Consider the following 25965-nt stretch of genomic DNA (forward strand, 5'->3'; position numbering starts at 1 on the left):
GGTCTAATATCGGGCGAGGTCGCCGGCGGTTTGCATGCCCATTCCTGCGACGACTTCCTGCGCGACGGTCACCATGAACTTGAGTTCGCTGCCAACGGCCAGGAACTGCCAGCCCTGTTCGACACGCTGAAGAGCCTGTTCCACTGATTGCGTATGGATGCCCACGGGAACACCATGTCGTTTTCCTGCAGCAAGAATGCGTGCCAGCATCGCCTCAAACTCAGCCGGTGTTGCCTCCGTTCCCTCAGGAGCACGCATCTGTGCCGCCAGATCATTAGGTCCGACGAAAATCGCATCCACGCCCGGCAAAGAATAAATCTCATCGGCGTTATCAACACCCTCGGGTGATTCCGTCTGAAGGACGACCAGAATCTCATCATTGGCATGTTTGTAATACTCCCCGGCACTGGTGCCGAAGTTAAGAGCGTGCATTGACCCGCCGACTGAGCGATTCCCGGCAGGGGGATACTTGGCAGCGGCGATGGCAATCTTCGCTTCTTCCACGGTATTGATCATCGGGACAACAATCCCATGGGCACCGGCGTCCAGAACACGTTTGATATAGTCGTGATCACCCCGGGGAACGCGAGCCAGACAGACCGCACCCGCATCGGCGATCGCACCAAAAAGTTGGCCCGCGCTGTCCCAACCAATGGGGGAATGCTCCAGATCCACCGTCAGCCAGTGAAAGCCACTGCGGGCCATCAACCGGGCGGCAAAGACATTTCCCAGCGAGAGCCAGGTTCCAATCTGAGGTTGGCCAGCCGCAAGGGCACGCTTGACGGGATTACTCCACATAGATCACGACTTTCTTTGAAACCTGAGATGTCTATCTAAAAACCATCAAATCCTTCTCCCCGCAGAGAGAAGGTGGCCCCAGGCCGGAAGACGGGGAATTGCCAATGGAAATCTTATCCATACATTTCCATAGCAACATACAACAAAGCGGCAGGTGATCAAACCCGCCTGCTCGGCTATCATCGAGAGAAACACTGTGTTCGCAAACAATGGAACCGGAATGTCCGAAAACAGCCCACAGGACTCTGAAGAATCAGCGTCAGAATCAGCGTCCGCTCCAGCCCCCCCGGTGCTGGTCTATCTTCCGGTGACAAAAGTGGGAACCATTCCCGACGGGACAGGCCGGTCGTTTATCGTGGCGGAGAGGCAGATTGCCATTTTTCGCCGGGGTGATGATTACTACGCCACCAGCGATTTTTGCCCCCATATGGGGGCACCGCTTGCAGATGGTTATGTCGATGAAGAAGGGGGCGTGTTTTGTCCCTGGCATGCCTGGAAATTTCGCCTGAGCGATGGCTGCTGGCTCGACAATCCCAAATCCAAAATCCGACTGGAATGCTTCCCGCTTCGCGTGACAGGAGATCAGATTGAAGTGGCCGTCACCCCGGCGTCCCCGATTCAATAATCACACCTGAAAAGCTTCAGGAGGCTGACAACTGGTTGCGAACCCGGAGGAGTAACTGGAACATTAATTCCATCGACTCATGAATCTGGGCTTCAGTGATGATCAGTGGCGGGCTGATTCTCAGCACGCACTTGGCAAGTGGCCCCAGCAGGTGAATCCCGATTTGCCCCCCGTCCTGGGTGTTGTTGGTTGAAGGCAGACCTTCATAACAACCGCGAACAATGGCGGCGGCCACCTCGGGGGCGGAGTGACCGGCAAATGGCGCGCATTCGATGCCGTAGACCATCCCTTCGCCACGAACATAAGAGATCAACCCCGTCTCTTTGAGCCGATCCAGACCAGCGAACATGAGAGGTTCCATGCGACGGACATGGCCGACGAGATCCCGTGATTCATACTCGTCCAGCGTCGCAACAACCGCAGCGCATGAGAGGGGATTGGCACTCCAGGTATCACTGAGTTCGCCATAAGCCATTTTCTGGATCACTTCATACGGCCCGGCGATAGCCGCCACAGGCACGCCGTTCCCCAACCCTTTTCCCAACACCACGAAGTCTGGTTCTATCCCATAGGTTTCAAACGCATACAGCGAACCTGTCCGTCCGAAATTGGCCTGGACTTCATCGAAGATCAGCAGGATGTCGTGCTCACGACAGAACGACTGGAGCAGTTGATGGTATTCTTTCGGGGGGTGATAGCTTCCACCACCTCCCAGATAAGGTTCGGTGATCAGGCAACCCAATCGTGTTCCATGTTCGGCCCAGAGAGCTTCCAACTCCTGACGATACTTCGACAAATAGAGCGGTTGATGGCAGAGTGAATGATCCCGAATTTCTTCCATCGGAAAGCTGAGAAAGCAGACGCGACTATCGCGTTCGGGATCAGTCTCGCTGCCTGTGACGGCGCAGGAAAGTCCTTTTTTTCCGTGATATCCGTAACGAGTCGCAATGATCATCTGCCGCTCAGGGGATCGCTTCAGGCAGCACCAGAGGGCTTTTTGTATGGCTTCCGAACCCGAAGCTGCCCAGACGATTGACTCCAGACGCTGACCACCCGGCGCGCGCCGCAGGCTGGTCAGGAGCCGCTCGCAAGCCATCGTTTCGATGGGCGTAATGCCGTTGTAAGCCGTCAGCGTGGTGGTCGTGACAAACTGCTCGGCTTCATCATTCCATGAGGCACCTGCCGCACTGAAAAGCATCTCGGGTTGCCAGCCGCAATAGGCGGCCAATCGCTTCATCCAGCGCGACGGGCCATGCCCCAGATTAGAAACGAGAACTCCAGACGAAAAGTCATAGAGCTGCTTCCCTTCAGGTGTCCAGTGAAAGACGCCCGCAGACTTGGCAAAGACGGCTTGTGTCGGTGTGTAGGTTCTCAATGCGGGTGGTTCGATGGCCTCGGTGGCCCGGCGAATCCGGTTGGAATCAGGCTCATCGGTGAAATTCGCCAGAGGCTTAAACCAGGGTTCGCGCGATCCCTGAAAATGCGACACGACCGTTTTATTCTCACCGGATGACGACCGAACCGGAGGCATCATTGATGATGATGTCGTGGCAGAAGACGCAGTGACAGAACACGCACTGACAGAGGGAGGCTTCTCTGAAGTCATCGTGGCCAATTTCCCTGGGGAGTGAACAAGAAGAGGCAACTCAAGGTGGCCAGCCCGTCTGGACTAGACCCGTATTTGGGTCAGTGTGGCGGCGTATGTCCGTCATTTGTCCTGAAAAGTATGGGTTTTTACGCCGCAAGAACGCGACTGTTAAGAGGGAAAACACATTAGACCATTTTGCCTGATGGCTCTCTGATAAACTGGCTGATCAGTGGTACCAACTCTTCTTGTGCATCTTCAAGAACATAGTGGCCGCAATCGGCATAGTAATAGACTTTTGCCAATGGAAACCGTCGTCGCCATTCGGCCAGGAAATGGTCGTCAAAGACAAAATCTTTGGCACCCCAGCCGATCAGCATGGGTTTCCCTTCCAGAACCGGAAGTTGCTGGGCCACATCCACCACCGTTTTCCACGAGGGATGGCGTCGATTCAAGGGAATATCCTGCACAAAACGATGGACGGCCCGTCGATGATCCCAGCTGTCATAAGGAGCGCAGTACATTCGGGCCACATCTGCCGGCATGGGCCGACGGGTCACGCAACTGCGAACAGCTCCCTCACTGAAGGCACCCATCCCACGAACAGCCAGCGCTCCTAACCCTGGCGTGCGGGCGACCCGGAGTTGCCAGGGAACCGGTTTTTCTGCCGGAAGTGGAAACGCCCCCGTGTTAAGAATCACCAGTCGGGAAACACGTTCGGGATGCTTAACGGCCCAGCCACAGCCGATCATTCCCCCCCAATCATGAACGACCAGAGTGACCGGTTCGGTTAATCCCAATCCGTCCATCCATTCAGTGATGTCTGCAATGCGACGTTCCAGACGATAAGGATACGCACGATCGACAGGCTTATCTGAAAGGCCGCAGCCAATATGATCGGGAACCAGACAACGATGCGTCGATCGCAATGACTCCACCAGATTGCGATAATAATAGCACCAGTTGGGATTGCCATGCAGCATGACGACCGGTGAACCACTTCCTGCATCGAGATAGTGGAAGCGGTTTCCACCAATGACGGCAAACTGGCTATCCGCAAATGTTCCTGTCACTTCAATCTTTCGGCAGGTCGGAAATGTTGCGAAGCCGAATCAGGAATTGTTTCCCGATTCAACAAACGAACCGTCCTCTGCTTAAAAAAGTTTCAATATTTGTCAGCGTCACCAAACCATCCAGACAGAGGCCATGTCATGGCTTTGAGCAAGCTGGCTCTGGTCACTGAAATCCCACCAAAAGAATACTCTTTCCGAGCTGAGCAAGCACCCACGACTTTAATCGATAGCGATGTTTTCTGTCGAAACAGGGATGACAAATCTCTGCCGTGAAATCCGGCCTACGGGCACCTTCTCCCTCTGGGAGAAGGATTGTGGAGCTTTCGGACTGACTCTGAGTTCCTGTCCGAGAACACTCCCTCTCCCGCAAGCGGGAGAGGGCCGGGGTGAGGGTCGATGAATCACAAGTGTTACCACTGGCAACGCTCGCCCCCTCATCCGGCCTGCGGCCACCTTCTCCCTCAGGGAGAAGGGTTTTCGGACTGAATTCTGAGTTCCTGCGATATCAGCTTCCTTTGCCAGTTTCTCCACTTCCTTGATCAGTCTCTGCTGCAGAAGAAACCGGCTGTGGACGAGCTAGTGAGGTCTTCTCACCAGGCGCAGCAGAGGCCGGTGCCTGAGGAACTGGCGAACCTGTCAATTCTGCGGGTGGCGGTGCGATTTCCACGTCCTTGGGTTGAACAGGATTGCCTGGTTGGGCACGCTGCAACCCCGTGATGATCACCCGATCATCGGCGGTGATTCCGGATTCGATCACACGGAGTTCACCCACTTTTGTTCCCGTGACAACAGACTTTCGTTCCACAATATTTTCAGGCCCGACCACAAGCAGATACTTCCCTTCCTGATCCGAGCCTAACGCGACATCCGGGACAAGGAGTGCCTTGGGGAACTCCTTATGAGCTGTCCGGATCCGCACAAACAAGCCAGGAAGAATCGAACCGTTGGAATTGGGGAATGTTCCGCGAACAAGATAAGTTCCCGTGCTGGCTTCCACGCCAGGGTCGGAGTAATCCGAAAAGCCCGCATGCGGGTAGCCTTTTTCGTTCAGCAGTCCCATTTGCAGCGCGATGGGTTCAGAGTGGTCAGGCTCTTCGGATTTCCTGGCTCGCTCGGCTCGGAATTCCAGCAAATCACGCTCACTCACATTGAAGTAAGCATAAACGGGATCATAAGCTTCAACCGTTGTCAGCAGTGTTTCCTGAGCCAGCACGAGATTTCCGACATCGACCATGCGGCGGCCCACCCGGCCATTAATCGGTGAGCGAATTTCCGTGTAACGCAAATCCAGTTGTGCCCGATCGACAGCCGCTTTCTCCGCTTCGATCAGAGCCTTGTTGCTATCGCGTTCGGCGATTTTCGCATCGAGATCAGCTTCGGTCGAAACGTTTTTCTTGATCAAGGTTTCGACCCGAGCCAGGTCAGCCACTGAAAGAGCATAGGCCGCTTCGGCCTTACGCAGGTTGGCTTGAGCCGCATCCAGAGCAATCCGGAACGGATCCTGTTCAATGGTGAACAGCAGATCTCCCGCTTTAATGGTCGCCCCATCTTTGAAGTGAACCGACTGCAGATATCCCGTCACACGGGCCTTGAGCTGTACCGTATCAACAGAGGATGTTGAGCCAGTAAACTCCCAATACTGTGTCACCGGATGTATGAGCGGCCTGGAAACAGTGACTTCAGGGGGAGGGGACTCCCGGTAAGCATTCGACTTGGTGCAGCCCGTTGTCATCAGGCTGATCAGCACACCACCAGCCATCAGCAAGCATACGGACTTCGTCGCGACGTTCATCAAAATCCCCAGTCAATTGTTCGCCGACAACTCTTACTTGTGGGTCATGCCCCCAGGCGGCTTTCAGCACTCTGTTCGCAAAACACGATGTTCATAAAACACGATAGTTTTCAGAACACTCTGTTTTCATAGCCATGTATTCACAAGGCCATCTTACTAAAGATCTCAGAAAGCCATACGAAAGGAGGGTACGTTCCTGATTCTTGCACGCCGGGCAGGACTCGGCGAGTCCCGCCGTATGAAAATCTGTTCTCCTGAGCAAGGTCGCGGAGAATCCATCAAACCCGACTGATAAGACCCGGCATTCGGGATCATTGTCAGTGTCGGATTTACTTAACAGGAATTGCCACCGCCTCGGCTTCAGTTTTCCAGATGCGATGCCGAACTTCGGTTCCCTCAGGAACATAAACCACCAGCGGTAACCGACTATTATAGCGAACAAGAAAAGGGTCACCGCCCAAAGTAATAAATCGTTCGACTTGCGGTTCGTTGGGATCCACTCCGATTAACGTTCCGGCCATCGGCCCCAGTTGAGGAACCACATATTTGGTAAAGCCCCAGCCATCGATGTTCTGTGACTGAATCTGCCCGCCAAAAAAGAAACGGTTGTGGGCATCTGTTTTAACGGTCTTGCCAATCAGCAATTCGACTTTCAACAGCGATTCATCGGCCTGAGCCGGGACAAACAGCACGTGACGGGTCGTTCCTTTCGCTGCTGGCGGAAAAGCTTTGAGATTGTCTTCCGCTTCAGTGGCCCAGCCAATCATCGACAAGCTCAACCATGCGGCCATCGAAAATGAAAAGAGCAGGCTGACTTTCACGGCGACTCTCCAGAGGGAAATTCAGAGGGGTTTGGTCGATGTCTGCCAATAGTTCAGATTGCACCGGTGGCAAAGAGTTCGAGTAACAGAGTTCGAGTAAGAAACGCCAGTCATTGGTGGAAGCAAACCAAGGGGTGTTGAAGGCCCGTGTTCTGCCGCACTTTTATCACAAGTGAGCATTATGATTCCCTGAAATAGGGCATCGCGATACGAAATTCCTGACAAATCCCCCGCCCGCATCGCTCTTTCTCGCATAAAACTGATTGGCGAAAGGAAAGCTCGCGCACAGATCAGGAGAAACAGGGCAGGAAATCCCACAAAACGGGTGGTAACTTGATTCTGGGCGCGCGATGATCTGCGGATTGTCGCTGTTGATGGTACTGAACATGATCTGGCGATAATGCTCTCTTTCTCGTGAATCATTTTCCCGCTGGCCCGTTGAATTCCCACTGTCCCATGAAATTCTCACAGGCCTGTTGAAGACGAGTAACTGTGCAATGTGGCAAAGAACTTTCCGCAGATCAACGGCCAACTCTGGCCTTCCAAATACAATCGCACACCGCCAGGCTTTCGGCCTACTGATGATTCTCCTGTGCGGAGTTGGATTCGCATGGGGGGTCAACAGCGTCGCTCGGGCATCTGGTGACCTCCCGAAAAAACCGCGAGCCAATCCCGGTGCAAAGCGTGTGGTTCAGGCTCAATCCCGAATTGTGGTTAACGGGATCACCCAGAAAACGACCATCAACAATTCGGGCGGCAGTTCTTCATCCACGCAACCTGGGTCGAACAACAAGCCTTCCACAACGAATTCTGCGGAAGCACTCGAAAAGCAGCTGGAAGAATGGGCGAAACGACAGGCTTGGGATCGTCCTTCATCCTTTGATGCCCCCCGCGCGGTTCCTTCCATCGACGATTTCAAAAACCAGGTGATCCCTCTGGTGGAGGTGGCGCATTACGGCTGGTGGAACGATGGAAACACCCAGCAGCGCTATTACGTTTTCAAGCTGACATTGATTAACGGAACATCAGAACCCATCACGATCCGCCGCGAGGACGTGTTGGCTCATCTTGGTGGCAAAGATCGCGAATTTGTCGAGTTGCCCAAGCGATTGGCCTCCATGCAGTTTCAATACGAAGGGACTTCCTATCCTCTGAAAGCCGCTGAGCCGTTTACCGAATGGACGATTCCAGCAGCTTCTGCCAGTTCTGCCTGGTTCCTGTTTGGCAAACTGGAGATGGATAACAACGTTCCCGAGTGCACGATTGATTTGAAGACGTCATCAGGTGTCATCACAGTCAATGTGACCCAGCAGATGCGGGCCGTGTTGCAGCACCGAACAGAATTGATCGGCCCGCGAAAATCGTTGGGGTTGATCAATATCTCCGGAAAACTGAACACCATTAATGCTCAGGATCTGTGTCGTACGCTGGATGAGTTGGCTCTCAAAAAGGTCGAGCGGGTTGTGATTGGCTGGGATGAGACCGTCAAGCAACTGGATTCCAGCTTGCATAGCTGGCTCTTGACGTCTGCACAGCAACCGCCGGGGAATCGTCCGCAGATGAATTTCCTTCCGGAAATTTCTGCTTCGATCCAGGAATTACAACTGGCCAACCTGCCCATGTTCCGGGACAGCAAAAATCAAAGCAAATCGCCGGTGGTTCATTTGACGGTGACCGACGCCGTATCGGCAGCATTGTCAGATGCCTATCGTCTACTCCCCGAGACTGAAATTCTCAAAGAAGTGGAATCGGGACATCCCACAGCCCGGCCTGCGGCACTGCTGCATGGTGCCTCGCGGCTTCCTTCCGAAGAATTACCTCGAGTGATTGCTCTGGTGCAAAGCGACGACCCTGCCCTGGCAAGAGCCGCCATCCTTGCACTGGGAGAATTCAGTGAAAGTGAGGCTCGATCCCATCTTGAAAAGATCATCGTTGAGGGGCCGATTGAGCAGATTTCCAACGCCGCTGACGCGCTGGGTGGTTCACGTTATGCCGTCAATCAGGAACTCCTGCTGAAGCTCTTGCGACAAGTCAGCATGGAACGGAAAGCCCCGATCATTACCGTTATGGCAAAGACCCCTAAGGCCGCCTGGGCAGGGCCACTTGCTGAGAATACTCACGATGAGAAGGGCAAATTGCGATCCGATGTCCTGAGTGCCCTTGTCGCACTGGGACATCCCGTTACCAAGAAACTGCTGCAAGAGGCTGTTCGAGGAGACGACACATCCAACCGGAAGCTGGCGTTCGATGTCCTCGCTAATAATCATGACCGCGCTAGCCGGGAATTGGCGATTGAGTATGCGTTGGCTGCACTCGACCGTGGAGAAATGGACAATACTTTGACCCAGTATATCCGACAGGTACGCGACCCGCGTGTCCTCCCCAAGCTGATCTCGCGACTAGATGCCAATACCGACAAATCCAGCACACTGATGCTCATTGGAGCGATCGGCGATGCGAGCTTGGGGAAAACGCTGGCTGAAAAGTATGACACATTAAAGCCACATGAACGCAATCAATTAATCGCAGCACTCCGGGAGATGCGAGCCCCCGAATTTTTGCCTCTGGCGATGAAATCGATTGAGTCAGACGACTGGTCACAAGCGACCAGCGCCCTGCAGGGACTGATGCAGGAATCCCCCACCGATCTGCTGCAGATTCTGGAAAAGGGTGTCCGTAAACAAACCAATGTCAACATGCAGCAACAGATCATGCAAATGATCGGCCAAGTCGGTACACCGGCTGCCCGCGAATTGCTGATCCAGTTACGGGATGAATCCAAAGACGAGAAACAGAGGAATTTCGCGACCATGGCATTGCTATCAATGCGACAGCGGTCTCCCGGTTATCAGTTCATTTACCAGGCACAATCTCATTTGCAGCAGAAGCAGAAGAAAGCAGCCATGGACTGCTATGAAATTGCCATCGAGATTGACGAGTTCCTTCCCGAGGCATGGGCGGGCCGCGGCAACCTGAGATTGCAGGAGAACCGGATCCCTGAAGCGCTCAAGGATTTTGAGCGTTCGATCTCCATGGACTCATCAAACGCACTGGCCGTGACGGGCTATGCGATTTGTCTGGTCTCCACGGGTGAACTCAATAAGGGGGTTAAAACCCTGGAAGACATTCGCGACAAACATCAGCAGGATGATCAATTCCTCTACAATGCAGCATGTGTCTACAGCCGGGCACTGGAGACAGCCCGCAATAAAATGATGGATGAGCAGGTGATCAAGAGTTATCGGGATCGAGCCTTGCAGGATTTGAAAGCCAGCTTCGATAAAGGCTTTGACGATGCCGATTGGGCCAGGAAAGACCATGACCTGAAAGCCCTTCGCGAAGACCCCGAATTTGAAGCCTTATTGTCACGGAAGACCAGCAGTAGCGAAGGCAAATAGCCCCCTGCGGCTTCCTTCATAAAGCAGAAAGGTTAACTTGTTTTGCCTTGCTTGCGAAGCGTCCTCAGGGCATGGTTGACGATCCATTTCGTCTGAGTCGTTGGCGATTCCCTCATCCAGCGATCGCAAAGATTTTCCACGAAATCTGGCTGGGATTTACTGCTGTCATTCAGCCAGTTCGCCACGGAGAGCTGCACATAACGAGCTGGCTCGCTTTTCAGTGGCTCCAACAGTGGCAATGCCAATTCTGGTTCTATTTTCAATCGTGGGGCGTGGGCACACCAGACACCGCACGGCCGCATGGCTTCAATAGCGAACCGTCGGATATTGGAGTCTGTCGAAACGACCCAAGACTTCAACTGCGTAACGGCCTTATCCAATTGCTGAATTAAGGCCGGACGAACCGCCATCCAGGCACATTCTCGAACCCCGAAGTGAGCATCGGTGGCAAAAGGTCGAATCGCGGTCAGCCGTTTCGATAACGTCATGGTTTCAGGCCCCTGAGTTAGCGAAATGCACCAGATTCGGGCGATGTCAGAAGGGTGCCCGGCTAACTGAGAGGCCATCATTCCGGCCTGATTTTGAGGAGCGAGATGACGATAAAGCAAATCTCCCAGCCCTCGGACGCGCTGCATGACGCCCAGCGCCCGCAAGGTTTCCGCCTCGTTGATCAGCGAATCCGTCTGCTGGATTTTCTGATCGATGAGGAGATTTTCAAACAGCCGATGGAGATCCATGGCCAGAAATTCGACGAGATTTCGCGTGGCAAGCTGACCGGTCTCGAGAGCCAATAAAGTCTCCGGGGTCACTTCCGAGCAGCGCCGGGCAGGCTTTTCGGAGTATTTATCAGTGACAGTTCGAGAGTTGGTGCTTTTAAGAACCGCTTTTTTTCGAGGCATGGTAACCAATTTCGATTATCGACAGACGGCTTCTGGTGAATTTCTCGGATGACTTGATGTTTCAAACTTTCCAGCCTGGGAAATCAGCTCAGGGTTATACCGCGCCTGCTCATGAATGAGGTATTCCACACGAGTTGCTATCAAAAGGGAAGATCTTCGACTTCCCTGGCCAGCGACTTGTGCCAAGCCAGCAAAATGAAGATATTTACGGCATCCGGACATAACTCGTTCGCACTGTTTGCCGAAAAATCATGCCGCTGAAAATCGCCAATCTTCGTTTGCCGCTCGGCACTCCCGAGTCGGAACTTCCCCGCTATCTGGCACGTGCTTCGGGGCTACCCAAAGAGGTACTGACGCAGTATCGGATTCTTAAACGCAGTCTCGATGCGCGCAAGCGGGATGATCTGAATTTTGTCTATACCGCATCAGTCTCTGTCGAATCCGATAGTGATCTCGCGCAGTCCAAGGCCTTGAAGAAACGCCTTGGCCCGGAATTGATGTTCTTCGCCCCGCCTCCTTTTGATGATCCTGCTGGCGGTGGACGCCAGTTATCAGGACGCCCTTTGATTATTGGCTCTGGCCCGGCGGGGCTTCTGGCAGCTCATTATCTGGCACTCAAAGGTTATCAACCGATCGTCATTGAACGTGGCAAAGCCGTCAAAGAACGTGTGCCCGCAGTACGCGAGTTTGATCGAGGTGGTGAATTTGACCGCGAAAATAACTACCTGTTTGGCGAAGGGGGAGCTGGTTGCTTCAGCGACGGAAAACTGACGTGTCGCATGGAAGGCCCCGATGTCGATTGGGTGCTGGAACGTTTTGTCGAATGCGGCGGCCGAGAGTCGATTGTCTATGAAAACCGCCCGCATCTGGGAAGTAACAAGCTCCCCATGATCTGCCGCAACTTCCGACGAAAGATCGAGGCACTCGGGGGAGAATACCGCTTTGATTGCCGGTTTGAAGGCTTAATCCTGCGCGATGGTCAGGTGGTCGGGATCAATACTTCCAGCGGGCCAATGTTATCGAACATTGTGATCCTGGGGATTGGCCATAGCGCCCGCGACACCTATGAGATTCTTCTGGAACAAGGTGTTCCGATTCTGCAAAAAGCGTTTCAACTCGGCCTGCGGATCGAGCAACCTCAGGAGCAGGTCAACAAACATAAATACGGCAAGCCCGAATACCTCGAAATGCTGGGAGCCGCCGACTACACCCTGCAAGCGCGATCCACACGTGATGTCTTCACTTTCTGCATGTGTGCGGGCGGAATCATAATCCCCAGTGTCTCTGAGCCGGGGATGTTCTGCTCTAACGGAATGAGCAACAGCCGCCATGACACTTCGTTTGCCAATAGCGGTGTCATGGTCACACTGGAGACACATGAGTTCGGTTCAAGTCATCCTCTGGCGGGCGTCCATTTGCAGCGGCAATACGAGTCCGCCGCTTTTCGGTTGCTGGGAGAATCCTATTTCTGCCCCGTGCAGCGAGCGAAGGATTTTGTCGAAGCGAAAGCCCCGGCTCTTTCGGATCGCGTGGAATGTTCTTATGAGCGAGGGACTCAGCCTCTGGCTCTCGATGCGGTGATACCGCCTGTCGTGACGCAAGCGATTCGCAAAAGTCTGCCATTGATGGATGCCAAATTTCATGGCAATTTTCTGAAGCACGCGATTCTGGTTGGCCCTGAAATGCGGGGAAGTTCCCCCGTGCGGATTGACCGTGATCGTGTGACGCGAGAAGCCCCCGGTGTTCCTGGCCTGTATCCCATTGGTGAAGGCGCGGGATATGCCGGCGGCATTGTCAGCGCCGCTGTTGATGGCTTGCGCAGCGCCCGTGAAGTCGTCCGCCGCTACGCAGCACTAAGCCAGTAGCGTAATAGCCGCACACGTCGGAAATTCTTTTCACTGGATCTGTTTTGAGGGAGAAATAGCCTTCAGAGGAGCGGGCGTTACCACTAAAAACGCCACAAGCCCGACCCTCGGATTGGGGTGGGCTTGTGGTCGTTATTTTTAGCAGCAGTGTCGTTGTCGCCAAGTGATCAGCCGATGGGCGCTGCCAACTCTGGGGTGGCATCTGGTTGGTAATTGAGCTTCTTGCGGCGCAGCGACGGCTTGGCACCGGTTTCTGGCCTGACCCCACGAATCACTTCCTGGACATCCACTTGCGAAGGCTGGAAATACTGGCACAAGACTTCCGCAGCGGCTACGGGACGAGTCGTGTTGCCGCAAGTGAAAACGTCAGCTGCCAGATAACCATGCTCAGGCCAGCTATGAACCGAAAGGTGGGATTCCGTCAGAACAGCGACACCCGTCACTCCCTGCGGATCAAACTTGTGAACGTCGATATACAAGAGCGTTGCCCGTGCTGCCTTGACCGCGTCCAACATGGCTTGCTTCATCAGATCGGCGTCGTCGATCCCGCTGTTGCAGCCCCACAATTCAATAATCACATGCTGACCCAAGTGTTCCATCAAAACCCTCCTTTGGGCATCAATTACTCAATGCCAAGTTCGTGGCGTCGCTAGGACATAAAACCTCGAAAACTCTCGTTCACGGACATCTCTCCCGTCATGAGTTTCTCGGAGATTGCCGAACCTGATCGGCATCTCTCCCCGTGAAAACCAAGCGGGAACGTTTGTTAAAAGTTCGCTTCTTTGTCTTTGCCTGTTTCGTTCAATGAGTCGATTTCAAACCAGCCCAGCTTGTACAACCCTGGAAAGACGTGGCTCAAACATATCTTTCCATCTCTAACTTAATAAATGCCAGCAACTTAAGATTGATTGACCTGTCAGCAATCCGCCAACAAGTGAAGACCGACAGCAGTCCACTGGACTTTCGCTGGCAGACTCAAAAAATCAACCGATTTAGCAACAATGCTGCTCCTCACACATGACGACCAAACAGCATTCACCAGTCAATTCTGGAAAGTCACCCTTAAAATCAGGTCATTCGGATCACGACGGACTGAAACGAACCCGGTGGCATTCCAGCACTGTGTAATTCCAACACTGTGGTTCTCCAAAATCAGTGGTGCTCCAATTTTGTGATGTGTCAGAAAAACGGGCAGGAGTTCCCTGCCGCATGGGCGGATCAGGCCGCCTCCCAATAAATCCCGCGAAACCTCATTCCGCTTGCGGGGGCTAACATTATTCACTGCTGAGGCTTGAAGATCAAGGCTCACGCCAGCTACTGGATGAGTTATCAAGCAGATTATCCCATGGAAATCGAGGTACTCTCAATTCTCCGGGAATAACGATTATACTGCGGTAAGCAGCCAAAACATCCTTCAATACTCTTTCCGTTTTTTATCGATGGGGATGATGGCCGACCTTATCTTCGGATCGCTGACGACTCTCAAAATCGTTCATCGTCTGTAACTTTCGTCGGGACGCGAGAGCCGTCTTTTGTTCACATTTGCAATCATTGCTTGTTATTCTTCGCATTCTAGCCGGCAGAACCTGATCCGATATGCACACACTGCACTTCATTACGCGGCTGATCATTGGTGGTGCTCAGGAGAATACGGTTTCCAATGTTGAAGATCAGGTACGGCTCTTTGGTGATGAGGTCACTCTCGTCACCGGGCCGGGATTGGGGCCGGAAGGCTCGCTGGAAACACGGGCAGCCAGATCCGGCGCCCGCCTGATTGTGCTTCCCGAGTTGCATCGCGCGATCCGGCCCTGGCAGGACTGGCGGGCTTTTCGGGAACTGCGCCGCCTGATCCGCGATTTGAAACCCGATGTGATTCATACCCATGCCTCGAAAGCCGGGATCATGGGACGGCAAGCCGGGTTTGATGCAGGGGTTCCGGTCGTCCATACGATTCATGGCGCGGCCTTTCATTTTGGTCAATCATGGCCTGCTTATCACCTTTACCAATGGCTAGAACGACGAGCCGGGAAGCAGACGGCCCACTTCATCAGTGTCAGCGATGCCATGACCGATCAATATGTGGCGGCGGGTGTGGCAATTCGTGAGAAATTTACTACGATTCGCAGTGGGTTTGATGTCGAGCCATATCTCAAGCCCACTCGTTCCAGATCAGAAGTGCGTGCCGAACTGGGTTTGGCAGAGCATGATCTGGTCGTGGGAAAAATTGCACGCCTGTTTCACCTCAAAGGGCATCAGTATCTGATTGAGGCTGCTCCAGAAATTGTTCGCCAGGAACCACGCACCAGGTTTCTTCTGGTGGGAGACGGCATTCTGCGTGAGCAATTCGAGGCAGAGATCGCGAAGCTTGGCCTGACAGATCATTTTGTCTTCACCGGATTAGTGCCACCGGCCCGCATACCAGAATTGATTCATGCCATGGATGTGGTGGTGCATTGCAGCGAATGGGAGGGGTTAGCCCGTGTTCTGCCACAAGGCTTGCTCGCAGGGAAACCGGTCATCAGCTACGACATTGATGGCGCGAGCGAGATTGTGCGTCCCGGAGAAACGGGATACCTCCTGCCTCGTGGCGATATTGCCGGGCTGTCTCAGGCGGTTGGAAAGCTACTTGCAAACCCTGTTCTGCGAGAACAATTCGGGCAACGGGGCCGGGAGCTTTTTCGCACAGACTTTGATCATGCCCATATGACAACCGAAATTCGCAAGATTTATGAGCGTGTGATGGCGTAATGCTGTGAGAGTCTGTCCGAGATACTCCCTCTCCCGCTGGCGGGAGAGGGCCGGGGTGAGGGCTGATTTACCCTCCGTGTTTCTCATCGTAATAGGCAACCGCTCATCGAAAGCGACGCACTCCCCCTCATCCGGCCTGCGGCCACCTTCTCCCTCGAGGGAGAAGGATTTGAGAGTCGCCGGATAGACACTTGCAGTTCGATAACGCTGATGACCCTGGTCTGGTATCCTTGTCGAATGATCACAACTGATGTGATTGCTCTTGCGGGGAAATGCCGAGCGTGGAACTGACGGCTGACGATGTGCTGGGCCAGGATGGTTTTCTGGCGCGCAGGCTGCCGCACTATGAAGTGCGATCAGAACAATTGGAGATGGCGCACGCCGTGGCCTCTGCCATTGAGGCGGGTGAGCATCTTATCGTTGAAGCAGGGACGGGAACTGGAAAGAGTTACGCCTACCTTGTCCCTGCAATTCTCGCTGCAACAGCACGGCAAGGTACCGCCAGCGACAGTGGCGGAAAGCGTCGGGTCATTGTTTCAACGCATACGATCAGCCTGCAAGAGCAACTTATCAACCGCGATTTGCCACTGCTCAATTCCATTCTGCCGGTCGAATTTTCGGCCGTGCTCGTCAAAGGACGCTCCAATTACATCAGTCTTCGGCGACTGAAAGGGGCACTGGAAAAGTCACGCTCTCTGTTTTCCACCAGCGAAACGGAAAACCAGATTCGTTCAATCGCCAATTGGGTGGGGGAGACGAATGATGGCAGCCTGGCTGGGCTGGACTTCAAACCTCATTCTCAGGTCTGGGATGAGATCCGGAGTGAGCACGGCAACTGCCTCGGCAAGAACTGCCCCACGTATGGCGATTGCCACTATTACAAAGCGCGAAGGCGCGTCTGGAACGCCGATGTGCTGGTGGTTAACCATGCATTATTCTGTGCCGACCTGGCCCTCCGTCGTGAAGGAGCCAGTCTGCTCCCCGATTATGAAACGGTCATCTTCGACGAAGCCCATACTCTGGAACAAGTCGCTGCGGATCATCTGGGACTGGGAATCAGTAGTGGCCAGTTCGAGTATACGTTGAATCGTTTGTTCAACGAAAAAACTCAGAAGGGCTTGCTCGCTGCTTATCCGTTAGAGGCTCAGCGGGAATTTGTGACGGCTATCAAGTACGAAGCTTATGGCTTCTTTGAAGAGATCCGCCGGCGCATGCAGGAAACGGGTTTGACCAATGGCCGGGTTCGCACGCCCATGCCCATTGAGAACACGCTTTCCAACGAACTGCGTAAACTCTCAAGCACATTGGCCGAGTTCTCTGCCAGACTCCAGCAGGATGAAGAAAAAATTGAATTCGTCAGTGCCAGTGAGCGACTTCAAACGATGGCAGGCGGAATCTCGCAATGGCTGGAGCATTCCCGCGGCGACAGCGTTTATTGGGTCGAAGTCTCGGGAGCATCTCATAATCAACGGGTCAAACTGTGCTGCTCTCCGATTGAAGTGGGAACCGTGCTTCGCGAGGAACTGTTCAATAAAGTTCCGACGGTCATCCTGACCAGCGCGACGCTAGCCGTGGGAAAGCAAAGCTTCGACTTCATCCAGGGACGACTGGGACTCACCAGATCACAAAGCTTGCGGCTGGGAAGCCCGTTCAATTACCAGGAACAGATGAAGCTGGTGCTCCCTGAGGGAATGCCCGACCCGACAACATCGCCTTCAGACTATGAATTCGCCGTTTGTGAAAAGATTCAGCGATATGTCGCGGAGACATCGGGACGGGCGTTCGTGCTTTTCACCAGCTACAAGATGTTGCAAAACTGCGAACGACGCCTGACACGATGGTTAATTCAACAGAATCTCTCGCTCTACTCGCAAAGCGGCGATCTCCCCCGTTCGCAGATGCTCGAACGTTTTCGCAAAGATCCTGCCGCGGTGTTGTTTGGCACTGACAGTTTCTGGCAAGGTGTCGATGTGCCGGGAGATGCGCTACAAAACGTGATCATCACGAAGCTCCCCTTCAGCGTGCCGGATCACCCACTTTTGGAAGCACGCGTTGAGGCAATTCGCGCGCGGGGAGGAAACCCGTTTATGGAGTATCAGGTTCCCGAAGCCGCTATCAAACTCAAGCAGGGATTTGGCCGGTTGATCCGCACTAAAACGGATCGCGGCATGGTCGTCATTCTGGATCCACGCGTCCGCACGAAACCTTATGGAAAAGTGTTTCTTGAGAGTCTGCCAGATTGCCGCATTGTGTATGAATGAAAAAAGCTGCCCGGCTCTTGAAGAAGCCTGCCAGGCAGCTTAAATCGGGCGTGATGTGATGAACCGCTGATACACGATTTCAAACAGGAATCAGTTATCGCGGCTGAGCGGCATGATGACATAGGTAAAGTCATCATCAGTGGTCAGCACGCCGGGGCTTTCGTCGTTGATCAATTTTAGGTGGACAGTCGACCCACCCTCCAGCACTCGTAAAAAGTCAGCGACGTAGCGAGGGTCAAAACGAATCGCCAGTTCTGCACCACCGTAACCGATGGGGAGTTCAATCTTGGATTGTCCGATATCGGCGGCTCGGCTCGAAAGGCGGAGCATCCCGTCGCCGAACGTGAAATCCACACCCCGGCTCTCTTCGTTTGTCACCACCTGGGATTGCCGGACAGCTGAGAGAAATGTTGATGTGGTCAAGTCGATTTCTGCTTCATAGCGAGTCGGGATCACCTTGCGGTAATCCGGAAATCGCCCCTGAACCAACTGAGTCGAAATGGTCGCCCGGCCGGCCCGAACAGCAATATCATTGGCATGAATGGCCAGGCAAACGGTCTGAGCGTCATCCGTCAGTGACTTGTCGATGAGTGACATCGCCTTGGAAGGAACCACCGGCTGTTGGCTGCCACTGACGGGCTGACCTTCCATGGTGCACGGCCCAGCGGCCACTGCCAGACGACGACTATCAGTGGCTGCCATCCGAATCTGATCGCTGGAGATTTCCAGAAGAACCCCTCCGAGCGCGTAACGGGTGCTTTCGGAATCCGTGGCAAAAATCGTCCGTTTGATCAGCCGGCGAAAGACATCCGCGGTGATCACAAAATAGTCTTCTTCCAGAAATTCGGGCGAAGGTGGAAAATCAGCGGGGTCTTCAGCCGATAAGCGGAACTCGCTACCCCCTGACCGTAACCAGACGGCATCGCCAATCACTTCCAGCGACACCATTTCATCGGTCACTTCGCGAAGAATGGAGGCCATGCGGGCCGTGGGCAACAGGGCGCTCCCGCCGACTTTGCAATCAACGTCAGTGAGCTGAAATCGGACGCTTGTACCGTCACCATCTGTTCCCGTCAGTTGTGCCGAAGCAGTCGACGCGGGGCCAGAAGCCACTGCATCCAGCTTGACGTTCTTCAGGATTTCTCGCGGAGTGCGGGATGGAACAACGGCACCAACAACCGTAAACGCGGTTGCCAATGCGGCACGTGGACAAACCAGTTGCATGAAGCGTAACTCTCGGAAAACCGGTGAAACATTTCGGGAAAATCCAGCCGCTCGTGGAAAGCCATTTCTCCACGTCGGTCTCATTCGTCAAAGTGTACCTTCCCAATCACCCGAGAGCATGAAGAATGTGTCTCCGAGGCGAACAATTTACCCAGGATGATCTTATGAAAATCTCCCTCAAATAGCCCTGCATCGATTGACAAACCGGTTCAAGCAGCCTTCAGGAAATTTCCTGCGAACCCTGAAGGTGATGGCCGAGGCATCGGCGAAAGGCTTTGATGGTTCATCCCGTTACTATTTATGGCTCACCACGCCGTAATGAGTTTTCAGAAATTCGGTTAATCCTTTGGCCACATCTTTGGCTGTCTGGGGAAGTGCCTCTTTGGAGCGTAAGTCGGAGCCAAACTCCATTTGAATGGCATCAACACCGCCGGGAACATGGCTGCCGTGAGCCAGCACGATCTCTCCACCATTGAATTCCACCTCTTGGGTATCCGGGGTTGAAGAAGGAGGGATCATGCGAATCCCAGACTTCTCCATCGCAGCTGAATAGAGGGGAGCAGCAGGTTTGCCAATCCGGTTCGTTAACGCGGAAACCGTTTTTCCGCTTCTGGTACCCCGGAAGGCAACAGCTTTTTCCCGGCCCTGGCCGTGCACATCAATTAACATTCCCCCCAGAGGATGCTTCGCCAGAATGGCTTTTTTGAAGTCGTTAATAGCACCGTGGTAGCGATCATAAACTTCTTGAGCTTCTACGGATTCATAAGCGAAGTCCGCCTCGCGATTGGCGTCCAGATATTTTCTTGAAACCCGCAGGATGACGACATAAGGCTTTTGACCAAGCTCAGCTTCTAGCTCACGGGAAATCGCTTCAGCCAGTTCGCTCGATCGGATATCGCGCACTGTAACAAAACGACTCCCTCCGCTCTTTCGCTCTCTTGGCATGGAATCCGGAAGATCCAGTTCCCCACCATGTGGAGCTGAAAGGATTAAAGGAAGTGTCCCTTCACGGATAGTGATAAACTCACCTTGCTGAGCCTTTCCTCCCCTTAATGTTTTCGGAGGTGCGGCTTGCGCCATGCAGTCCGTTGCCAGAAAAGAAATTCCAACAAAACTCAAAAAACAATAGCTGACCCAACAAGGCCATTGAGCCAGGGAACTGACCGGGTAACGCATGCTCTGCCCTCAATTGAGACTTTCAAAGTCATCCCCATCTGCCCGGGTATGAAATTTAGTCGACTTGAGTGTTATCTGAATTACTGAGTTTCAAAGGGGAAGCCACAGGCTTTGGCAGTTCATCGATCCCTGATGCCCAACGAACCCCCGCCTTGATTAAATGCTGCGGGCCTGACTTTCCTTCAGGATGGCAACTGTAGCAAATAACGCGTCCCTCTCCATAATTGGCCCGGGCAATGGCACTGGTGCCGATCATGACCCCTGTCGGAGCACCCTTCTTGGCAATCTCTGTGGCGTAGAGTGCCAATGGTTCATAGTTTGGCAGATCTTCCGCGTTGCCGGGAGCCAATAAAGGGCCTTGGCCGTAATAGACACCAATCTTGTCATTCGCTTCGCCCAGAGCCGCCTTACCCACGGGTTTCATTTCCAATTCCACCGGGCCGGTTCCTCGTGCCCAGTGGGCACGGTCAACGACTTTGGCGTTGAGAATATGCAATGACCAGCTATAGTCTGAGCTGGCAAGATAAGAGCCGGCACAGATCCCTACATATCCGCCACCTTGATGAATGAATTCTTTCACCTTCTCGCGCCCGGCCTCTTCCAGTTTCTTGGCTTGTAAGCTTCCGCTACCTCCCGGAATGATTAAAACATCCGTTTCCTTAAGGATTTCAGTCTCACGAATCTGTTCGGGAGTTACTTTAAAAGAGTTAAAGCCGTTCTCTTTGGTCAGGAATTTCATCAGATTTTTAGGGCCATTTGCTGACCCATCCGAATGATCGTAAATCGCCACGCGAATTGGCTCGGCTGCTGAGAGTGATGAATGCACCCCACTCAAAACAACGACAGCAAGAACCAGAAGGCAGGCCCGGGAAGAGATCTGCACGAGGCAAACTCCTTTGGTAGAGTAAGTAAAGGAAATAATCATGAAATACAGATTATTAAATAAATGGTAACGGCCTTTCAGTTGACTGAGAGACCGTTACCGTGCTTGCATTGAGGCTGCTCTGTTATTCCGTCTGCGCTGCTATTCCAGGGTGACGACTTGTCCATCGGCCATCCCTGAAATGCGATCCACCACCGTCAGGTCTGTGTTTTCACTGATAAAGCGGACTGAACCATCTCCCATGGTGAAGTGTGCCCCTCCTTCATGCTGGCTGGCAAAGCCATAACCATCAGGGCCAGACCGGGCATTGATTCGGCGTTGTGAAGCATAAGTGCTGGCTGGAATCCCATTGCCACAAAGAGAGATTCCTATGGCGGTTGTGGCTGACGGACCGCGTCCAGCCCAAACAAAACCTTGCCATGTGATCAACTCACCCGTTGTTGTGGTGGTTCCATTTGATCCGGTAAATGACTCACCGACCATGACGGTATTGCTGGTGCCGTCGGTGATATCGCGAATGCGGGTCGAGGAGTTGAATCCAAACACCCCTGTATTGCGGCCGGCATAGTAAATCCGCCATTCATCGTCACCAGACTGAATGCCAATGTCTGTGGCAGGGCCAAAGTTGGCACCGTAGCTGGAAGTGCCATAGTCAGCCCGATTGGCATTCAATGACGGCCCCGTATCACTAGGGCATCGATAAGCCGCCATAGGCGTTTGCGCCAGTGATTTTGTCGTCACTGTCTGGCCATTGACCGTGACGTTGAAGGTGGACGACAGCCGGGCTGACCCTACCTGAAAATTGTTGTACAGAGGTGCCTGATCAAGATAAGGGAGAATCATTGTCCCCCAACCCCAACCCGGTGTTCCATAACTTGCACCGGTCGAAGATCCGCCACCGAGCAGGACGTAGTTGCTATAAAACATGGCGGGCATGCAACGATGGTTATCGTGATAATTGTGTAAAGCCAACCCTAGCTGCTTCATATTGTTGCGGCATTGAGTCCGACGAGCGGCCTCCCGTGCCTGTTGAACTGCGGGAAGAAGCAGTGCGATCAGGATGGCGATGATCGCGATGACCACCAGCAATTCAATTAACGTAAATCCAGCGCGTTGAGATTTCACAAACAACTCCTGAGAAAATCAGTAAAAGGTGGATCGACCTGGAAGCGACTCCAGCAGCCATTGACCCACCTTTCACTTCATTGCAAATCGTGAGCCAGAATCTGAAAACCGACGGGGTTAAATGAGATCAGTATTCACCCACCACTTCACCGGCACCAACCGTTAACAGTCGGGCCATAACCTGAATCGCAATGTTTTCGGAGATCATGCGGACGCTGCCATCACCCAACAGAAAATTAGCACCGCCTTCATGAAAACTGTAATATTCAGCGTTGTTCGTACAGTTTAGTGCGCAGCGTGTCGATGTGAGACCACCGCCATTCCTGCCACCTGTTGCCGGGTTAGCACCGGCCATCAGGACACCCTGCCGATAGTCAGCCCATCCCCCGCCGCCAAGATCGTCATCTAGCATGCCAGTGTTTGGAATGAACTCTCCATACGTACTGGGCTTACCCAAGTCAAATCGAAGAGGTGCGGCCCCTCGCTCACCAATGAAGATTGTATTGGCCAATCCATCTGTGATATCTCTCATTCGCCAAGCGGCAAAATTGCTCTCGAAGGGGCCTTCCCGAGCAGCGCCCGTATCGGCATCGACCATGCCATTAGTTACCCAGAGAAACTTACTGACTCCGCGATTCTCGGCGTAGTCTGTTGTGGCCCGAACCGGGCTGTAGGAAACCGAACTGACCGTGAATGTTGTCGCATCCATATGGCTAGTCGCCACAGAGGGACACTGAAAGACCGGCACTGAAAATTTCATCGCAGGTTCATTGACTGGCATATACCAGTGCTCACGGAAATCATAGAGATTGAAAAGTGCAGCCTGATCCAGGAACGGAAGCAAGCGAACCTGAGCACCATGCCGCTTGGAGTTCGGGTTTGCGTTCAAGCCGGTGGTTCGGGTCGGAAATCCGCCGTAAGTGCTTTCGTAGTTATGTAGTGCCAAGCCCATCTGCTTGAGATTGCTGCGGCATTGAGTGCGACGAGCCGCTTCCCGCGCCTGCTGAACAGCCGGCAGCAACAGCGCAATCAACACAGCAATGATGGCAATAACCACCAATAGCTCAATCAATGTAAACGCCGAACGATTCATACGCATAGATCTCTCCAGAATGCAAAACTGACCGAAAAGAACAAAGACGCTGATAGCAAATGCTTAGCGCTGCATATCACGCATGCGCCCACAGAGGAAATTGCTGATTAATTCGTAGAATAAAATTGCTTAAGACTTCAACGATCATTGACGCTGAGTCTTTTAGAAAAAAATGGCTTGGTAACGATGAAGCAGCATTCCGATTAACCTTGAAGACTTACATCGATCCAAGGGGGCTTGGAGGCTTTCAGTTTGCTCAAGGGGCCGATGGCCTCACGTTTAGTCAGTCTCTTCGTAGGGGCGGCATGAAAACCACACATCGCTTCAAAGCAATCAATGTGCCGAAGTCGGGAGAGGCTGCCATTTGCTTGACCTGTGTGATCTCCATTGGTCTGTACTATCACAGACTTTGCGTCAATTGATTCACCAGCCAGATGGCATGAAGCGAAGTCCCGATTGTCGCCGGGTCATGGCCTCGTGAACACAATGTGAACGCGTTGCTGTTCTTGGTCATTTCTCTGCGAAATAAGAGCCAGCGACCTCTGAGTGTGGGCAAATCGTCAAGTGACGCTGTCAATGAACAATCTCTTCTCAGAGACCATCAAGTCGACGATTCATGTTGCCTGTTGGGAGGCAAATGATTTTGTGAGGCCGGGGAAAGTTTTTTTGAATGACGATCTGGCTGGAAGTTCTGTGCGCAAAACCTTGGCTCTCATGCTGGATTGTGGTGCAAACCCCATTGTTTTTTGCTTCTGGAAAAAATTTCTTTCGCTCTGACGGGGGGCAACCTTGGCAAGTTGCCTGAAAGACTCCTGAGAAACGCCGGTTCCCTTGCATCAGACGCTGCCGGCGACTAACTTTGCTCTCAGTCGGACGATTAGCTCAGTTGGTTAGAGCGCCACGTTGACATCGTGGAGGTCAGAGGTTCGAGTCCTCTATCGTCCATTTTCCAGACTTTGCCTGCCTCATCAGTCAATGTCAGAACCCTGCAAAACAGCTTGTTTTGTGGGGTTCCTTCGCTTTTATGGCAACTGGTTGCCAGTTCGTGAGGCGTCCTGATGGCTTTCGCGTGCCTCGGATTCTGCCCCAACTGCCCCGGAATCTGCCCCAGCTTTGGGGCACTGACAACCGCCGGGCCGCTGATGGCTTTTGCCAGGTCGGCCTCCACCGAATGCGGGTCATGTTCCCGCGTTACGGCTTGAGAATTTCCCAACCACCCGCTGACGACGTCTTCGGGACGGATGCTTGGGAGTCTGTCTGGCGGGTGTGTGGCTTGCTCTCTGCTTCCTGCACGCTTTCCAGAAATCAATGGCGCGTTGAGAGATGCGTAATTTGAATCGCCACTTGAAATAGCGCGTTGGCGATCGCAAAAACATGCTTGCCCAAAGCTGAAAGCATGACACATATTGCGCCGTTAAATCTTGGGATCCGTATAAGGTGTGGATTCTGCGCGTGTCGTGAAGAAACTCGCGACCGAGATCTTCAGCACATTCGATCAGCACGTTTTGATCAGCACAAGGGAACCCAACTCTTGCACCCGGCGAGTTCAGGCCACACGGGCAACAGCAGAGGCTGGGGTGGGATCGTGAGTTGCACACGAAAGTAAGTTAATCCCGGTGATTTGTAAGTGAATCGCTTGATGAGCGTTCCTTCACTCCAGAAATGTTGCCCTTCCAATGCGATCACGTCGTTCCAGTCGGTGAGCTTGCGACATTCCAGAACCTGCGCGTAAGCCGGGAGCAGGATCTGCCCGGGCGGAGGTTGTAGAATTGAGGCCTGCTCGATGAACTTCGCCCCCTCGGGGGTTAAGTCTAACGGCTGTTGATGAAACTGTGTCGGGAGCAGCCAGAACGCGGGGTACTGCGGTTGAAACCCCTCTGGCCCTTCATCAATCCCCCCTTTACGGAGAATGATTGACTGCTTTCCCGAGCAGAGAGCCATACAGATCGCTGCCCACTCCTTGAAGGCGATGGCCGGTGAACCGGCCGGAATGGCCCCAGCGTCCTGCATGATGATGCTCGCTTGCTTGCCGTGAAGATCAAGATCTGCCCCACAAGCATCCTATCTGATTCGCTCGCCAGATGCCTGGCTGCCACGAAGAGTCAGCGTTGCACCGACTTCAATTCAAACGCGATGTCATTGCTCCCCGCTTTGACGTCGGCTTTCAGGTTGGACTTGGAATGATAAATGTTAGGAAGCCGCTCCGGTACCATTTTGCTCTGTCCTGTTCCAGGGTCTTCGATCACATTTGCAGTCGTGATCCGGACGTCGTGCGTGCCAGGGATCGCTCCCGGGGTGTCGGCCAGGTAGATGAGCTGATATAGACCATCTTTATTTGTGGTGCCGAAGGATGGTCGACCGTTCGCTGGTTGAAAATAGACCGTGGCGGCATCCACCGGTACTCCATCCAGCGTCACTTTTCCGCGAACCAGACTTAATTCAGGACGATCCCCTGCAGAGCCACAACCTGTGATCGAGGCGAAGAGTAGCAATACCGCGAATAACTTATGAGACATCGAGCGAACCTTTATATTCAACGATTCCAGTATAAAAATTCGGCGTGTCGAAAATCGAGTGCCCTGGACTTTTTTAATGCCCT

General features: G+C 53.3%; 19 protein-coding genes and 1 tRNA gene. 6 read left to right on the plus strand and 14 right to left on the minus strand.

Annotation, left to right across the window (positions count from 1 at the left end):
• Positions 1-3: 3 nt before the first annotated feature.
• A complete protein-coding gene (locus SH287x_RS13700) occupies positions 4-798 on the minus strand; it encodes an HpcH/HpaI aldolase family protein (protein WP_479514881.1) in 795 nt (264 codons plus the stop codon).
• 220 nt (positions 799-1018) lie between these two features.
• Here SH287x_RS13700 and SH287x_RS13705 point away from each other — a divergent pair, with 220 nt between their 5' ends.
• Positions 1019-1423, plus strand: a complete 405-nt coding sequence (locus tag SH287x_RS13705; RefSeq protein ID WP_479514882.1) for a Rieske (2Fe-2S) protein — start codon at positions 1019-1021, stop codon at positions 1421-1423.
• A 16-nt stretch (positions 1424-1439) separates the two neighbouring features.
• Here the strand turns inward: SH287x_RS13705 and SH287x_RS13710 are convergent, their stop codons facing one another.
• The 4 genes from SH287x_RS13710 to SH287x_RS13725 all read right to left on the minus strand — a co-directional run bounded on the left by SH287x_RS13710 (position 1440) and on the right by SH287x_RS13725 (position 6694).
• Positions 1440-3029 (minus strand): aspartate aminotransferase family protein, encoded by a 1590-nt coding sequence (locus tag SH287x_RS13710; RefSeq protein WP_479514883.1) that lies wholly within the window; start codon positions 3027-3029, stop codon positions 1440-1442.
• Between the two features lie 167 nt (positions 3030-3196).
• Positions 3197-4081, minus strand: coding sequence for an alpha/beta fold hydrolase (locus tag SH287x_RS13715; protein ID WP_479514884.1), 885 nt, complete (start codon positions 4079-4081; stop codon positions 3197-3199).
• A gap of 505 nt (positions 4082-4586) precedes the next feature.
• Positions 4587-5873 carry an efflux RND transporter periplasmic adaptor subunit gene (locus SH287x_RS13720; protein WP_479514885.1) on the minus strand — a complete coding sequence of 429 codons (1287 nt, stop codon included), beginning with the start codon at positions 5871-5873 and terminating at the stop codon, positions 4587-4589.
• A gap of 329 nt (positions 5874-6202) precedes the next feature.
• Positions 6203-6694 (minus strand): ecotin, encoded by a 492-nt coding sequence (locus SH287x_RS13725; RefSeq protein WP_479514886.1) that lies wholly within the window; start codon positions 6692-6694, stop codon positions 6203-6205.
• Between the two features lie 581 nt (positions 6695-7275).
• Between SH287x_RS13725 and SH287x_RS13730 the strand changes: the two genes are divergently transcribed.
• Positions 7276-10092, plus strand: a complete 2817-nt coding sequence (locus SH287x_RS13730) for a TPR end-of-group domain-containing protein (RefSeq protein ID WP_479514887.1) — start codon at positions 7276-7278, stop codon at positions 10090-10092.
• 32 nt (positions 10093-10124) lie between these two features.
• Here the strand turns inward: SH287x_RS13730 and SH287x_RS13735 are convergent, their stop codons facing one another.
• Positions 10125-10991: a DNA alkylation repair protein gene (locus SH287x_RS13735; RefSeq protein WP_479514888.1), complete on the minus strand. Its 867-nt coding sequence runs from the start codon at positions 10989-10991 to the stop codon at positions 10125-10127.
• Between the two features lie 251 nt (positions 10992-11242).
• Here SH287x_RS13735 and SH287x_RS13740 point away from each other — a divergent pair, with 251 nt between their 5' ends.
• On the plus strand, positions 11243-12856 hold the full coding sequence (locus SH287x_RS13740) for an NAD(P)/FAD-dependent oxidoreductase (protein ID WP_479514889.1): 1614 nt from the start codon (positions 11243-11245) through the stop codon (positions 12854-12856).
• 167 nt (positions 12857-13023) lie between these two features.
• On the opposite strand, the gene speD is transcribed toward SH287x_RS13740, so the two are convergent.
• Positions 13024-13455, minus strand: a complete 432-nt coding sequence (speD, locus tag SH287x_RS13745) for an adenosylmethionine decarboxylase (protein WP_479514890.1) — start codon at positions 13453-13455, stop codon at positions 13024-13026.
• Positions 13456-14452: 997 nt separating this feature from the next.
• Between speD and SH287x_RS13750 the strand changes: the two genes are divergently transcribed.
• Positions 14453-15604 carry a glycosyltransferase family 4 protein gene (locus SH287x_RS13750; RefSeq protein ID WP_479514891.1) on the plus strand — a complete coding sequence of 384 codons (1152 nt, stop codon included), beginning with the start codon at positions 14453-14455 and terminating at the stop codon, positions 15602-15604.
• Positions 15605-15876: 272 nt separating this feature from the next.
• Positions 15877-17865: an ATP-dependent DNA helicase gene (locus tag SH287x_RS13755; protein WP_479514892.1), complete on the plus strand. Its 1989-nt coding sequence runs from the start codon at positions 15877-15879 to the stop codon at positions 17863-17865.
• Between the two features lie 90 nt (positions 17866-17955).
• On the opposite strand, the gene dnaN is transcribed toward SH287x_RS13755, so the two are convergent.
• The 5 genes from dnaN to SH287x_RS13780 form a co-directional block, all read right to left on the minus strand.
• The gene (dnaN, locus tag SH287x_RS13760; RefSeq protein WP_479514893.1) at positions 17956-19089 is read right to left on the minus strand and encodes a DNA polymerase III subunit beta; all 1134 of its coding nucleotides are present in this window, start codon (positions 19087-19089) and stop codon (positions 17956-17958) included.
• A gap of 294 nt (positions 19090-19383) precedes the next feature.
• Complete coding sequence (locus tag SH287x_RS13765) at positions 19384-20169, minus strand: N-formylglutamate amidohydrolase (RefSeq protein ID WP_479514894.1); 786 nt, start codon at positions 20167-20169, stop codon at positions 19384-19386.
• A gap of 151 nt (positions 20170-20320) precedes the next feature.
• Positions 20321-21148, minus strand: coding sequence for a BPL-N domain-containing protein (locus SH287x_RS13770; RefSeq protein ID WP_479514895.1), 828 nt, complete (start codon positions 21146-21148; stop codon positions 20321-20323).
• A 141-nt stretch (positions 21149-21289) separates the two neighbouring features.
• Positions 21290-22273, minus strand: coding sequence for a DUF1559 domain-containing protein (locus SH287x_RS13775; RefSeq protein ID WP_479514896.1), 984 nt, complete (start codon positions 22271-22273; stop codon positions 21290-21292).
• A gap of 127 nt (positions 22274-22400) precedes the next feature.
• Entirely contained in the window at positions 22401-23372 is a 972-nt protein-coding gene (locus SH287x_RS13780; protein ID WP_479514897.1) for a DUF1559 family PulG-like putative transporter, read from the minus strand.
• 865 nt (positions 23373-24237) lie between these two features.
• Between SH287x_RS13780 and SH287x_RS13785 the strand changes: the two genes are divergently transcribed.
• Positions 24238-24311, plus strand: a tRNA-Val gene (locus SH287x_RS13785).
• 564 nt (positions 24312-24875) lie between these two features.
• Here SH287x_RS13785 and SH287x_RS13790 read toward each other — a convergent pair.
• Both SH287x_RS13790 and SH287x_RS13795 read right to left on the minus strand, forming a co-directional pair.
• A complete protein-coding gene (locus SH287x_RS13790) occupies positions 24876-25376 on the minus strand; it encodes a DUF1802 family protein (RefSeq protein WP_479514898.1) in 501 nt (166 codons plus the stop codon).
• Between the two features lie 92 nt (positions 25377-25468).
• The gene (locus SH287x_RS13795; RefSeq protein WP_479514899.1) at positions 25469-25882 is read right to left on the minus strand and encodes a carboxypeptidase regulatory-like domain-containing protein; all 414 of its coding nucleotides are present in this window, start codon (positions 25880-25882) and stop codon (positions 25469-25471) included.
• Positions 25883-25965 lie beyond the last annotated feature (83 nt).

It is taken from the genome of Planctopirus sp. SH287, assembly GCF_056500625.1.